Here is a 14,200-nt window from a genome sequence, read left to right as displayed (position 1 = left end):
AGCATCCCCATGGCGTCACATGGACTGATTCTGGCTCTCGGCCTGCTCGTGGGATCAAGCGTGACCGCTCACGCCGAACCACTGGACGAACCCCTCAAGCCCCTGCCCCCGATTCCGACCCTGGACCCCAAGCGCGTCCAGTTGGGGCTGCGGCTGTTCAACGACCCACGGCTGTCGGTGAACAACACCCTGTCCTGCGCCAGTTGCCATCGCCTGGACAAGGGTGGCGCCGACGACAAACCGTTTTCCCTGGGCTTCGACGGCAAGCCCGTGGAAGTCAATACGCCCACCGTGTTCAATGCCGGCCTGAACTTCCACCAGTTCTGGGATGGCCGCGTCGACACCTTGGAAGAACAGGTCCATGCGGTCGTGACCAGCCCGGTGGAAATGGGCAGCACCTGGGAATCCGTCGTCAAGCGCATCGCCGATGACCCAGGCTATGCCAAGGACTTCAAGGACGCTTACCCCGACGGCGTGACCAAACCCAATATCCAAGGCGCGCTGGCGGATTACGAGCGCACCTTGCAGACGCCCAATTCGCGCTTCGACCAATACCTGCTGGGCAATACCGACATCCTCACGCCCCGGGAGAAGTTCGGTTACCAGCGTTTCAAGGAGTACGGCTGTATCGCTTGCCATCAAGGCGTGAACATCGGCGGCAACATGTTCCAGAAGTTCGGGGTCATGGGCGACTACATCAAGGACCGGGGCAACCCCACCCGAGCCGACGAAGGACGCTTCAACATCACTGGCGATGAAGCGGACCGCCAGGTTTTCAAGGTGCCCAGCCTGCGCAACGTGGCCGTCACCGCGCCGTATTTCCACGATGCGTCGGCGCCGACCCTGGAACATGCGGTGGAGGTGATGTTCAAGTACCAACTGGGGCGTGAGCCGCTCAAGAACGATACGACCCTGATCGTCGAGTTTCTCAAGACGCTGACCGGTGAATCGGGGGGCAAGCCTCTATGACAACTCTCCGTCGCCTCGGTCTTGCGTTCATCGGCCTGTTGCTGGCTTCAGTCCTGCTGTTCATGTACATCAATTCGGGGGCCCAGCAAGCCGCCTCGTACATTGAGTCCCGGGACCTGATCCGCCAGCTCAAGCAGCAAGACGCCATCTGGGACAACGAGGTGCTCAAGTCGCGGATCGCCCTGACCCACAACTACGACCCCCTGGTTTCGCCCCTGCATGAAATGACACGCCTGTGGCATCGTCTCGACGCCATCGAATCGGAGCCCGGGCGCCACAAGTCGTCCCTATGGGAAGCCCAACGTGACGAGTACCTCAAGGCGGTCAAGGAAAAAACCCGACTGGTGGAGCAGTTCAAATCCCACAACGCGGTGCTGCGCAACTCCATGGCCTTCCTGCCCACGGCAGAGGACGACATCCAGGCGCAATTCGCCCGGCTGAACGACACCGAGCGGCTGCAGCTGCAAAGCGTCGCCATCGACACCTACGACCTGTTGCTCAGCAGCATGGAATTCGCCCAGCTCAGCACCCCGGAGGTGGCTGCCGAGGTGCTGCTGGGCCTGAACAGGCTGGACGTCAACAAGGAACGCATGCCGCAGGGGCTGCAAGGCCCCGTTGACATCCTGAGCAGGCACATCGCGCTGATCCTGCGCGAACAACCGCGGGTCAATGAGCTGTTGCAGGGCATCGAAGCGGTGCCCGTGGCCAGTCGCCTGGACACCATCACCGACCTGCTGGAGAAGGACCAGAGCAAAGCCGCGGCCAAGTACGAGCGTAACCACGTCTACCTGCTGGTGTTCGCCACGGTCCTGGTATTGATACTGATCTGGCTGGCGATCCGCCTGGTACGCAGCTTCGCCGAGATCAAAAGGGTCAACAATGCCCTTCAAACCGCCAACGATGAGCTGGAACAACGGGTCGAAGAACGCACCCGCCAGCTCAAGGACACCCAGAGCGAATTGATGGACACCGCCCGCCAGGCCGGCATGGCGGAAATCGCCACCAACGTGCTGCACAACGTCGGCAACGTCCTCAACAGCGTGAACATCTCCGCCGACCTGGTCAGCCGCAAACTGCGCAGCAGCAAGGCCTTGGGGCTGGGCAAGGCGATGCAACTGATCAACGAACACGCCGATGACCTCGGCCACTTCCTCACCCAGGACGAGAAAGGCAAGTTGCTGCCCGGCTACCTCAACCAACTGGTCGAGGCTATCGCCCTCGAGCAGCAGGGCCTGACCGACGAACTGGCCCAGTTGAGCAAGAGCGTGGACCACATCAAGGACATCGTCTCCACCCAGCAATCCTATGCCGGGGCCAACAGCCTGCTGGAACCCTTGGTGGTCAGTGAACTGCTCGAAGATGCCTTGCGCATGAACTCGGGCGCCCTGACCCGCCACCATGTTACGGTGATCAAGGAATACGGCGAGGTGCCGCGGATCATGGGCGACAAACACCGCTTGCTGTTGATCCTGATCAACCTGATCAGTAATGCCAAATACGCCATGGCTGGGGTTTCCAATCATGCGCGGAACATGACCCTGAAGGCCGCCGTCATCGATGGCGAGACCTTGCAAATCAGCGTCAAGGACGAAGGCGAAGGTATCCCGGAGGAAAACATGACGCGCATCTTCGCCCACGGTTTTACCACGCGTAAGGAAGGCCACGGTTTTGGCCTGCACAGCTGCGCACTGGCGGCCATTGAAATGAACGGCCACCTCACCGCCCACAGTGAGGGGCCTGGAAAGGGGGCAACGTTCCAACTCCAGGTGCCCCTGAAACTCGCAGAAGGTGAGCCATGAATAGCATGAGTAACCGCCGCATCCTGCTGATCGACGATACGCCCGCCATTCATGAAGATTTCCGCAAGATCCTCACCCCGGAGGATGACAGCAACGCCGACTTGCTGGACATGGAAAGCGCATTGTTCGGCGAAGCACCGAAACCTGCCGCCACCGTGTTCGAACTCGACTCGGCCTATGGCGGGCAGGAAGGCCTGAACAAATTGCTGGAGGCGGCAGCGAAAGAGCGCCCTTATGCCCTGGCGTTTGTCGACATGCGTATGCCCGAAGGCTGGGATGGCGCCAAGACCATCGAAGAACTCTGGAAGCGCGACCCGCAGTTGCAGGTGGTGGTCTGCACGGCGTATTCGGATTATTCCTGGGATGAACTGCTCGACCGTCTCAACGGCCACGACCGGTTGCTGATCCTGAAAAAACCCTTCGACAACATCGAAGTCCAGCAGATGGCTAATACCCTGACCACCAAATGGGAAATGACCTCTCGCGCCCAATTGAAAATGAACAAGCTCGAAGACCTGGTGGAACAACGGACCCTGGCGTTCAAACAGGCCAGCGAGCTGCTGCAAATGGAAATCGACGAACGCAAGATGCTGGAAACCCAACTGGTGCAGTCGGAAAAACTTGCCTCGCTGGGTCAGTTGGCGGCCGGGGTGGCCCACGAAATCAACAACCCGATCGGCTTCATTTCTTCCAACCTGGGGGCCTTGGACGGCTACTTCGGCAAACTCCAGGAAATGCTCAGCGCCTACGGCAGTGCCGAGGAAGCCATCGCCTCGCCGGAACTGGTGGTGAACTTGAGAAAGCTGCGCGAACAGGTGGAGCTGGATTTCCTGGTCGAGGACATTCCCTTGCTGATCAAGGAATCCAAGGATGGCATCGGCCGCGTCGGGCAGATCGTCAAGGACCTGAAGGACTTCTCCCGCGTCGATTCCAGCCAGGAATGGCAGATGGCCAATTTACAGCAGGGCATGGATTCGACGTTGAACATCGTCGCCAATGAAATCAAGTACAAGGCCGACGTGGTCAAGGAGTACACGCCGCTGCCGGAAGTGGAATGCCTGCCCTCGCAGATCAACCAGGTGATCATGAACCTGATCGTCAACGCCGCCCAGGCCATCGGCCCCGAACGCGGCACCATCACCCTGCGCAACGGCGTGGAAGGTGACACCGTGTGGATCGAGGTGGCCGACAATGGCTCGGGCATCCCCCCCCCCGAAACCTTGCAGAAAATCTTCGACCCGTTCTTCACCACCAAACCCATCGGCCAGGGCACAGGGCTGGGGCTGTCGTTGTCCTACGGCATCGTGAAAAAACACAACGGCGAGATCACGGTACGCAGTGAAGTCGGCGTCGGCACCACCTTCCGCGTGGAATTGCCGGTACGGCAGATGAAGCAGGCGAGCTGAGCCACCACACTGCATACAAGGTAGCTTTTGTGGCGAGGGGATTTATCCCCGCTGGGCTGCGAAGCGGCCCCAAATGCCGACAACCCGGTGGGTCAGGTAGATTGGGGATTGCCTTTGGGGGGCTGCTGCGCAGCCCAGCGGGGATAAATCCCCTCGCCACAGTAAGTCTCCTCGCCACAGGTTGCTGTTGCCCGCCGTTTCGCTGTCAGCGCAGAATGCCTCCACCGCCTCGCCCATCGCTCACCCCCCAAGGAAACCGTATGAGCCTGTCTCTGCTGAGTCGTTACGCCTTCTTTGCTGGCTGTGTCATCTTCACCCTCGCCAGCCTGCCGTTCCTGCAACACGACTGGCTCTGGCCGATCACGCTGGTGACCGGGCTGTTGAGCCTGCTGGGGTTGTTCGACCTGTTGCAAAGCCGTCACGCCGTGCGGCGCAACTATCCGATCCTGGGCAATATCCGTTACCTGGTGGAAGGCATCCGCCCGGAGATCCGCCAATACCTGCTCGAATCCGACAGCGACGCCCTGCCCTTCTCCCGGGCCCAGCGTTCACTGGTGTATTCCCGGGCCAAGAACGAAAGCGCCGACAAACCGTTCGGCACCTTGATCGACGTCTACCAGACCGGCTTCGAATTCATCGGCCATTCCATGCGCCCGGCCCCGCTGAGCGACCCCAGCGGTTTTCGCGTGACAGTCGGCGGCCCGCAGTGCACCCAGCCGTACTCGGCGTCGGTATTCAACATCTCGGCCATGAGCTTCGGCTCCCTGAGCGCCAACGCGATCCGGGCACTGAACCAGGGCGCCAAGCTGGGCAACTTCGCCCACGACACCGGTGAAGGCAGCATCAGCCCCTACCACCGTGAACACGGCGGCGACCTGACCTGGGAGCTGGGCAGCGGCTACTTCGGCTGCCGCACCAGCGACGGGCGCTTCGACCCGGAGCGCTTCGCCGCCCAGGCGCAGAACCCGCAGGTGCGGATGATCGAAATCAAGATGAGCCAGGGCGCCAAACCCGGCCACGGCGGCATCCTGCCCAAGCACAAGGTCACCCGGGAAATCGCCGAGACCCGTGGCATCCTCATGGGCGAGGATTGTGTTTCACCGTCTCGCCATAGCGCGTTTTCCACGCCGATCGAATTGATGCAGTTCGTCCAGCAACTGCGTGAGCTGTCCGGCGGCAAACCGGTAGGCTTCAAATTCTGCCTGGGCCACCCCTGGGAATTCATGGGCATCGCCAAGGCCATGCTGGAAACCGGGATCCTGCCAGACTTCATCGTGGTCGACGGCAAGGAAGGCGGCACGGGCGCAGCGCCGGTGGAGTTCACCGACCACATCGGCGTGCCGCTGCGCGAAGGCCTGCTGTTCGTACACAACACCCTGGTGGGCCTGAACCTGCGGGACAAGATCAAGCTCGGCGCCAGCGGCAAGATCGTCAGCGCCTTCGACATCGCCAGCGTCCTGGCCATCGGCGCCGACTGGGCCAACGCCGCGCGCGGCTTCATGTTTGCCATCGGCTGCATCCAGTCCCAAAGCTGCCACACCAACAAATGCCCAACCGGCGTCGCCACCCAGGACACCCTGCGCCAACGCGCCCTGGTCGTCCCGGACAAGGCCCAGCGGGTCTACAACTTCCACCGCAACACCCTCAAGGCCCTGGCCGAAATGCTCGCCGCCGCCGGGCTCGAGCATCCGTCGCAATTGCAGCCCAAGCATCTGGTGCGGCGGATGTCGGCCACCGAGGTGAAGTTGTTTTCTCAGTTGCATGTGTTTCTGAAGCCGGGGGAATTGCTGACGGGTGAGGTCAATGGGGCGTTTTATTCGCGGATGTGGCAGATGGCGCGGGCGGACAGTTTTGAGCCGCAGGACGTTGCTGCGGCTTGAGATGAACAGCAAGACTCAACGGCAGCGCTCAAGATTGGTTATCAAACACCGCGTGGGCACGACATCGGGATCACCCTTTGGCTTTTTAATGAGGATGTAACCGATGTCGTGAATGACAAAGAGATCGTAGAACCGCGTGGAAATTATGGGTGAGTAATCCCCGCGCCTAAGCGAGTCGATCACCTCTTGGTCCTTGGCCAGATACACATTGGTAATACCCGCTCGTGGCAAAGCTTCGGGTAACAACACATAACCCACGCCAAGCACATCTCGTTGGGCCGGCATCGCTGCGAACATGCCGCTGGCTGCCGGGAGCCAGTCGGCCCTAAACTCCGGGATCATGTAAATACGTTGCATATCGCGCAATGGCGAATGGGTAATGTCATAGACCAACGAGGCTAGCAACGCTGCCTCCTGTTCTTTTTGCAGCGACAGAGTCCGCCCATGCCCGAAAGAAAATGACAAGATCGCCAACAAGGGAATCAACAAGATAACTCCCAAGTGTGAATAAATACGCGTAAGCACCTTTAAACCAAGAAAAAACACCAGCACCAGCACAGCAGAGAAAGCAACCAAGGTTCTGGTGCCGTAGATGAAGTCGGCGAAAAGTACAGTGATACCCGGGATGCAAATAAACAGCACCGGGACAGTCAGCACGTAGGAGACCGCCGACGATATTTTCCACCCGCGCGGTTCTGCACGATTGAAAAGCCTCACGCCCCCCCATGCATATCCGGCAAGAGCCAATAATGTTCCGCCCCAGACCAAAGGCCGGATACCCTCCGTCATCCAGCCATTCAACATCTGCACCAAAACCAACCACCGATCACGAACTTCCAGCAGACTGCTCGGCTCCCACGGCAGCAAACTCTGACGCGACGCGGTCATCAGTTGATGAGACGTTGCGTAGTAGATCAACACGCCAATCAAAACTGCCAACAACTTTCGAGCGATAAAGACAAATATCTGGTTCGAGGGTTCTTCCTCCCACAGCCGTCGTATGACTTCGACGCAACACAATGCTATGTAAAAGCCGATGAGCACTTGGTAAATCGAAAGGGCCAGCGCTACTAACAGCGCGGGCACCCACACACTTTGCCAAGTACTGTCTCGCCGCCATATTACGGCATGAATAATCGCCACAAGCCCCAGTGCCATCGCCGGTCCATCGTAACGATAGGACAGGTTCTGCAAAAAAAACGGGTTGTACCAGATGGGCAAGACTACGAGGCAGTGAACATAAGCCGGGCGCTCAAAGTAGAAAAATGCCAGCGCCCTCATTGCAAACGCAATACTCGCGGTTGCGATAAATAGCGGTAGTGGAAATAGATCTGGGGCCTTCGTGCCGAACGAAAGAGCATTGTAGAAAAATCCGGTAACAACCCGCCCTTCCTCACGCCAACCCTCTCCCGCTACCAACGCACGCCAGCCGTCATCATGATAGAAATAATCAGCCTGCACTAAAGGGAATATGTAAAGGAAATTCGCTGCTAAAAAAAATAGCAGTACGTCCCTTTTCGACAGCACCTTTGTAGAAAGAAAATTCATCATGGAGCTCGCGTTTTAGGTGAATCATCTCCCTGATGGGAGCTTTCATGTACACGCTCACGAAACGCCACGAACCGGTAGAAGAGAAAACCCAATAGCAGACTCATCAGCGAGAATCCTGCCACAGTCACTAATCCATGCAGTTGCCGGCGGTCCCCCGCGATTAATCTAGGGGTCCGTAGGTCCTCGGTCTACTGTAAGAACTAACAGGTACCGGGTTGCTCGCCACAGGGTTTGTGTTCATCTTCAGTCCCATAAAAAACCCCGATCATCAGACCGGGGCTTTCTTATACATCGCCGTCCACTTACGAAGCTGAACGCACCGAACCCTGCACATCACCCGTCGGTTGCAACTTGAAGGTATAGAACAGCGCCGTCAGCAGCACCAGGAACGCCGGGCCCACGTACAAGGCCACGCGGGTGTCCGGGAAGTACGCCATCAGGCCCACCACCAGAACCAGGAACGCCAGCGCCAGGTACGAGCTGACCGGGTACAGCCACATGCGGTATTTCAGGGCCGCACGCTCTGAAGCGCTCAAGCCTTTGCGGAATTTGAGCTGGGCCAGCAGGATCATCACCCAGGTCCAGATCGCGCCGAAGGTGGCGATGGAGGTGACCCAGACGAAGACTTTTTCCGGTACCAGATAATTGAGCAGCACGCCCAGCAGCAGCGCGGCGATGGACAGCAGCAGCGCGCGGCGCGGCACGCCGTTGGCCGAAGTCTTGGCGAAACCGGCCGGGGCCTGGCCGTTCTGCGCCAGGCTGTAGAGCATCCGCCCGGTGCTGAAGATCCCACCGTTGCAGGAGGACAGCGCGGCGGTGATCACCACGAAGTTGATGATCCCGGCGGCGGTCTTGATGCCCAGGCGCTCGAAGGTCATCACGAACGGGCTGCCCTGGGTGCCGATCTCGTTCCATGGGTAGATCGACAGGATCACGAACAACGCCCCGACGTAGAACAGCAGGATCCGCCAGAACACCGAGCCGATGGCGTTGGGGATGGTTTTCTGCGGGTTCTTCGCTTCACCGGCGGTCAGGCCGATCATCTCCACGCCCAGGTAGGCGAACATCACCATTTGCAGGGACATCAACACGCCCTGCACGCCATTGGGCATGAAGCCGCCGTGGGTCCAGAGGTTGGAAATGCCCAGGGCCACGCCGTCATTGCCGAACCCGAAGGCGATGATGCCGACGCCGCCGATGACCATCGCGATAATCGTCACGATCTTGATCAGGGCGAACCAGAACTCGAATTCACCGAAGGCCTTGACCGCGATCAGGTTGATCGAACCCATGCTGACCAGCGCAGCCAGGGCCCAGATCCAGCGGGGCACGTCGGGAAACCAGATGCCCATGTACACCGCCACGGCGGTGATCTCTGCCACGCAGGTCACCAGCCAGAGGAACCAGTAGTTCCAACCGGTGAGAAAGCCCGCCAACGGACCAAGATAGTCCTGGGCATAGCGGCTGAACGATCCGGCCACCGGGTTATGCACGGCCATCTCACCGAGGGCGCGCATGATCACCAGGATCGCCAGGCCACCAATGATGTAGGACAGCATGATCGCCGGACCGGCCATTTCGATGGCCTTGGCCGAGCCGAGGAACAGCCCGACACCGATGCAGGCGCCAAGCGCCATCAGGCGGATATGCCGCTCACCGAGTTCACGTTTGAGCGGACCGCCCTGGGCGGTCTCGCCATGGGGCAGATGATTGCCGACAGGCATAGGGATAACCTCGTCTTGTTATTGGATTAGCCACCGAGTATCCAAGGCCACAGGCCGATAAGCCTGCAACCTTGCCGAAACCGGGTCTGTCTTGTGGGCAGACCGTCCTGTGGAACAACACCCTCAGGATCAGCGGGCCATGCAGTATAAAAAGCCAGGGATAGAGAGTTTCACTGTAAAACCTGGTAAATCCAGGGATAAGCCTAAGTCGGAATCCGGTTTTGCAGAGGCCTTGTCTGGAATAGAGGTCATTCAGAAAACGGCGCCGAGTATTGCACAACGATGGTGCAACGTCTTGCCTGGGTACAGGCCGATGGCTCTGGTGCAAGGTTTTCAGACAGTTCTCCTTGTGATGCGGAGATTAATCTGTGATGAGGGGATTAATTCTGTGGCGAGGGGATTTATCCCCGCTGGGCAGCGAAGCGGCCCCAATACAGGCAACTCAGTCTGCCTGACACACCGAGGGGCCTGGTTCAGGGGCTGCTTCGCAGCCCAGCGGGGATAAATCCCCTCGCCACAAATGAATACCACCACAGGTCAATCCCACCACAACAGATAAATTCCCTCTCCACAGGAAAACCATATTTTCCTGTCCAAACAGGGAGCATGAGGGCTTCACAGCCATGCGGCATCCCAAAGCGGGTAATCACCAATGCGATCCACCAGCCCTGCGCGAAGCGGGTTGGCAATGATGTAGCGGGCGAAGGGCAGCAGGTCTTCATCATCGCGAATCGCACGGTCATGGAAGCCGCTTTGCCAGAAGGCACCCTTTCTGTTTCTTGCTCGATTGATTGTAAGGGTGCTGCGGGATTTGACCGCTTGCATCACATGAGTGAGCTGGGCTTGCTCCAGTTGCACCAGCCAATGCAGATGGTCCGGCATTACAACCCAGGCCAGCGAATTGACCTGGCCTCGCTCATGAGCCAGGCGCATTTCTGCAACCACTAAGCGGCCCAGGTGCCAGTCGTTAAAGATAGGTGCACGTTGATGAACGACCGTGGTGACGAGGTAACCTCGTCCCCCGCTCCGAAAAGCGTCCGCGACGCAGGCGATGAGAGTTTGGGCGTGGAGGATGCATTCCTTGGCTTCCTGTAGTTGGGGTACCTACTTACGTTAGCTTCGTCCGCGACGATCCGACGCCATGATGCTTGAACGACTTTTCCGAAAACGACGTAGTACCGTGGCGAGGGAGCTTGCTCCCGCTGGGTGGCGCAGCCGCCCCCGTTTTTCCAACCCCTGAAAGTGTTTCAGCCCTGCGACAGTTGCGTCTGCTGCGCAGCCGAGCGGGAGCAAGCTCCCTCGCCACAGAAGCCCGTTAGCCCATGACATTGGCGAACGCCCATGCATTGGATGTCTGCACAAGGCAGGCGACTACCCACTCTGGAAGGCCATTGAGCTCTTGTGGCGAGGGAGCTTGCTCCCGCTGGGTGGCGCAACCGCCCCCGTTTTTCCAACCACTGAAAGTGTTTCAGCCCTGCGACAGTTGCGTCTGCCGCGCAGCCGAGCGGGAGTAAGCTCCCTCGCCACAGAAGCCCATTGGACAATGACGTCAACGAGCCCTTGTGGATTGGCTGCCAACAATTTCCCATCCCCCCCCACGCCAACCACCGTCTAAGCTTCAAGCAAGTCCGATCAATCTGCGTGAATGGATCAGTCGACTATGGGCGCTTTGTGGCAAACCGATTCGAATGAACCTATGGTCCCGACTGAACGTATGGAAGAAGCGCCTTTACCTCAAAAAAAACGCCGCGCACGGCATGGCTGGCGGGCATTCTGGTTGTTGTTGCTGATTATCGTGGTGGTGGTCGGCCTGGCGGTGGCCAAGGAAATGCGCACGTCGCGGTTTCAGGCCCGGGAGCTCAGCAAGTACGCCGCGTCCCTGAACTATGCGGTGCAGCCAGGGCCCAGCGATGCCATCGTCTATCCGGGTGCCGGCCCGTTCGACCGACGCCTGGGCTACAGCGCGCTGGGGGAATTCCTGCCGCGCTTGCTCAAGCGCGACTACGTGATCCAGGCCCAGGCGCGGTTTTCGCCGGCGCTGATGGGCTACGTCGAAAAAGGCCTGTTCGTGCCCTATGCGGAAAAGATCCAGGCCGGGCTGACCATCACCGATTGCCGCGCCGCACCGGTCTATCAGTTCAAGTACCCGCAGCAACTGTATGCGAACTTCGAGGCGATCCCGCCCGTGGTGGTGCAGAGCCTGTTGTTTATCGAGAACCGCTTTCTGCTCGACCCCAAGCAACCGCTGGCAAACCCGGCAGTGGACTGGCCACGTTTCGCCATGGCGGCCTGGTCGCAAGTCGCCAAGCTGTTGAGCCTGCCGGGGCAGTCCGCCGGCGGCAGCACGCTGGCGACACAGCTGGAAAAATACCGTCACTCTCCCGAGGGCCTCACGGTGTCGGGCGGGGAGAAAATCCGCCAGATGATTTCCGCCAGTGTGCGGGCCTACCAGGCCGGCCCGCAAACCCTCGAGGCGCGGCAACGGATCATCCGCGACTACCTCAACAGCGTGCCGCTCTCCGCCGTGCCGGGGCACGGTGAAGTCCATGGCATGGCGGAAGGCTTGCGAGTCTGGTACGGCGCCGATTTCAAGCGGGCCAATGAACGCCTGTTCAGTACCGCCAACGACCCCAAGAGCCTGGCGGAAAAAGGCCTGGCCCTGCGGGAAATGCTGTCGTTGATGATCGCCCAGCGCCGCCCGTCCCATTACCTGTCCAAGGGCCACGATGAACTGGCGCGCCTGACCGACAGCCACATCCGGCTACTGGCGCAGAACGGCGTGATCGATGCGGCGCTGTCCGAGGCAGCCCTGGCGAGCAAGGTCAGTTATCGCGACTGGGTCCAGGACCCGACGGTCCAGCCCAACGAAACCAACAAGGGCATCAGCGCCGCCCGCAGTCGCCTCGCCACGCTGCTCAATCGCCCGCTGTACGACCTCGATCGTCTGGACCTCTCGGCCACCAGCACCTTGCAAAGCGACTTGCAGGCCCAGGCCACCGAGTACCTCAAGCGCTTGGCCGACCCGGCCTTCGCGACCGAGATCGGCCTGATGGGCGAACGCCTGCTGACTCCCACCAGCACCACCCAGGTGCGCTACAGCTTCACCCTGCTGGAACTGACCCCCGATGGCTCGCGCGTGCGGGTGCAGACCGACAGCACCGACCAGCCCTTCGACATCAACGAAGGCAGCAAACTGGAGCTGGGTTCCACCGCCAAGCTGCGGGTGCTCACCACCTACCTGCAAATCATCGCCGAACTGCACGAACGTTATGCCCAGCAGACCCCGGCGGCGTTGAAGAAAACCGAGATCGCCGAACAGGACCGTCTTTCCCGCTGGGCCGTCGACTACCTGGTCCAGAACAGCGACCGCAGCCTGCCGAAAATGCTCGAGGCGGCGCTGGATCGCACGTATTCCGCCAGCCCTGGCGAGGCGTTCTTCACTGGCGGCGGGCTGCATACCTTCCACAACTTCCGCAAGGAAGACGACGGTCGCATGCCCACGCTGCGTGACTCCTTGCGCGAATCGATCAACCTGCCCTTCATCCGCCTGATGCGCGACCTGGTGCGTTACGCCACCTATGCCGGCCCCAATAACAGCTCCGAGCTGCTCAAGGACGACAAGGACCCGCGCCGCCAGGAATACCTGGCCCAGTTCGCCGACCGCGAAGGCACTTCGTTCCTGCTCAGGTTCTGGAAGAAGTACCAGAAAAAGGACACCGGCCAGCGCCTGGAAACCTTCCTCGACGGCATGCGTCCTACGGCGATCCGCCTGGCCGCCGTGCACCGTTATTTCTTTCCCAACGACAGCCAGGAGAGCTTCAACCGCTTCGTGCGCGCGCACTTGAAGTCGGCCAAGAGCGCCGAAAAACTCACCGACGAACGCCTGGAGCGGCTCTACCAGAGCTACGGCCCCGGCGCCTATGACCTGCCGGACCAGGGTTTCATCGCCAAGGTCCACCCGCTGGACCTGTGGTTGATGGGCTACCTGCTGAACAATCCCGAGGCCAAGTTCAGCCAGATCGTCAAGGCCAGTGAGTTCGAGCGTCAGGAGGTCTACAGCTGGCTGTTCAAGAGCCGGCACAAGAGCGCCCGGGACAGTCGCATCCGCACCATGCTGGAGATCGAAGCGTTCCTGGATATCCACCAGCGCTGGCAACAAGTCGGCTATCCGTTCGACCATCTGGTGCCGTCGCTGGCCACCGCCATCGGCAGCTCCGGCGACCGCCCCGCTGCCCTGGCGGAACTGGTGGGCACCATCCTCAACGACGGCATCCGGCAGCCGGCGCTGCGCATCGACAGCCTGGACTTTGCCGTCAATACGCCCTACGAAACGCGGTTGGTCAACGACCCGGACAACGGCAAGCGCGTGATGCCGGTGGAAGTGGCCCAGGCCCTGCGCGGTGCGCTGTCCCAGGTGGTGGACGCCGGCACCGCGAAACGCGTGGCCGGCAGTTTCAAACTGGCCGACGGTACCCCGCTGGCCATGGGCGGCAAGACCGGCACCGGCGACAACCGGATCGAAGCCGTCGGTTCCGGTGGGCGGGTGATCAGTTCCAAGTCGATCAACCGCACCGCCACCTTCGTGTTCTACATCGGCGACAGCCACTTCGGCACCCTCACCGCCTTCGTCCCGGGGGCTTCGGCGCAGAACTTCAAGTTCACCTCGGCTTTGCCGGTGCAGGTGCTCAAGGGCATGGCGCCGTTTCTCTCGCCGTACTTGCAACCGGGGAGTCATACCCAGTGCAAGCCGTTGGTGGCAAGCCAGTAAGTTACGACACATGTGGATGTAGGAGCTGACGAGTGCAACGAGGCTGCGATCTTGTCCCAGACAGTTGAGTCACAAGCGAAAAATCAAGATCAAAAGATCGCAG

General features: G+C 60.1%; 7 protein-coding genes and 2 pseudogenes. 6 read left to right on the top strand and 3 right to left on the bottom strand.

Features of this window, described 5'->3' with window-relative positions:
- Nucleotides 1–9 precede the first annotated feature (9 nt).
- From GN234_RS24490 to GN234_RS24475, 5 genes and pseudogenes are all read left to right on the top strand, one after another.
- Complete coding sequence (locus GN234_RS24490) at nt 10–969, top strand: cytochrome-c peroxidase (protein ID WP_109753750.1); 960 nt, start codon at nt 10–12, stop codon at nt 967–969.
- A complete protein-coding gene (locus GN234_RS24485; protein WP_176689198.1) occupies nt 966–2,768 on the top strand; it encodes a DAHL domain-containing protein in 1,803 nt (600 codons plus the stop codon). Before GN234_RS24490 ends, GN234_RS24485 begins: the two co-directional genes overlap by 4 nt.
- A gap of 590 nt (nt 2,769–3,358) precedes the next feature.
- Nucleotides 3,359–3,445: pseudogene (locus GN234_RS30450) on the top strand (hypothetical protein); the annotation flags it as partial.
- Nucleotides 3,446–3,502: 57 nt separating this feature from the next.
- Entirely contained in the window at nt 3,503–4,174 is a 672-nt protein-coding gene (locus tag GN234_RS30445; protein WP_411828793.1) for an ATP-binding protein, read from the top strand.
- A 260-nt stretch (nt 4,175–4,434) separates the two neighbouring features.
- Nucleotides 4,435–6,054, top strand: coding sequence for an FMN-binding glutamate synthase family protein (locus GN234_RS24475; protein WP_176689196.1), 1,620 nt, complete (start codon nt 4,435–4,437; stop codon nt 6,052–6,054).
- Between the two features lie 15 nt (nt 6,055–6,069).
- Here the strand turns inward: GN234_RS24475 and GN234_RS24470 are convergent, their stop codons facing one another.
- The 3 genes and pseudogenes from GN234_RS24470 to GN234_RS24460 all read right to left on the bottom strand — a co-directional run bounded on the left by GN234_RS24470 (nt 6,070) and on the right by GN234_RS24460 (nt 10,407).
- Nucleotides 6,070–7,605: a glucosyltransferase domain-containing protein gene (locus GN234_RS24470; protein ID WP_176689195.1), complete on the bottom strand. Its 1,536-nt coding sequence runs from the start codon at nt 7,603–7,605 to the stop codon at nt 6,070–6,072.
- A gap of 302 nt (nt 7,606–7,907) precedes the next feature.
- A complete protein-coding gene (locus tag GN234_RS24465) occupies nt 7,908–9,329 on the bottom strand; it encodes an amino acid permease (protein WP_163856917.1) in 1,422 nt (473 codons plus the stop codon).
- A 615-nt stretch (nt 9,330–9,944) separates the two neighbouring features.
- Nucleotides 9,945–10,407, bottom strand: a pseudogene (locus GN234_RS24460) (REP-associated tyrosine transposase).
- Nucleotides 10,408–10,989: 582 nt separating this feature from the next.
- Between GN234_RS24460 and GN234_RS24455 the strand changes: the two are divergent.
- Complete coding sequence (locus GN234_RS24455) at nt 10,990–14,097, top strand: transglycosylase domain-containing protein (protein ID WP_176689194.1); 3,108 nt, start codon at nt 10,990–10,992, stop codon at nt 14,095–14,097.
- The last annotated feature ends 103 nt before the right edge of the window (nt 14,098–14,200 follow it).

Origin of the sequence: Pseudomonas bijieensis, from assembly GCF_013347965.1 — a bacterium.
In the GTDB taxonomy this organism is placed as follows: Bacteria; Pseudomonadota; Gammaproteobacteria; order Pseudomonadales; family Pseudomonadaceae; genus Aquipseudomonas; species Aquipseudomonas bijieensis.
Note: the sequence above shows the minus strand (reverse complement) of the source record. Positions and strands in the feature narration are given on the sequence as shown.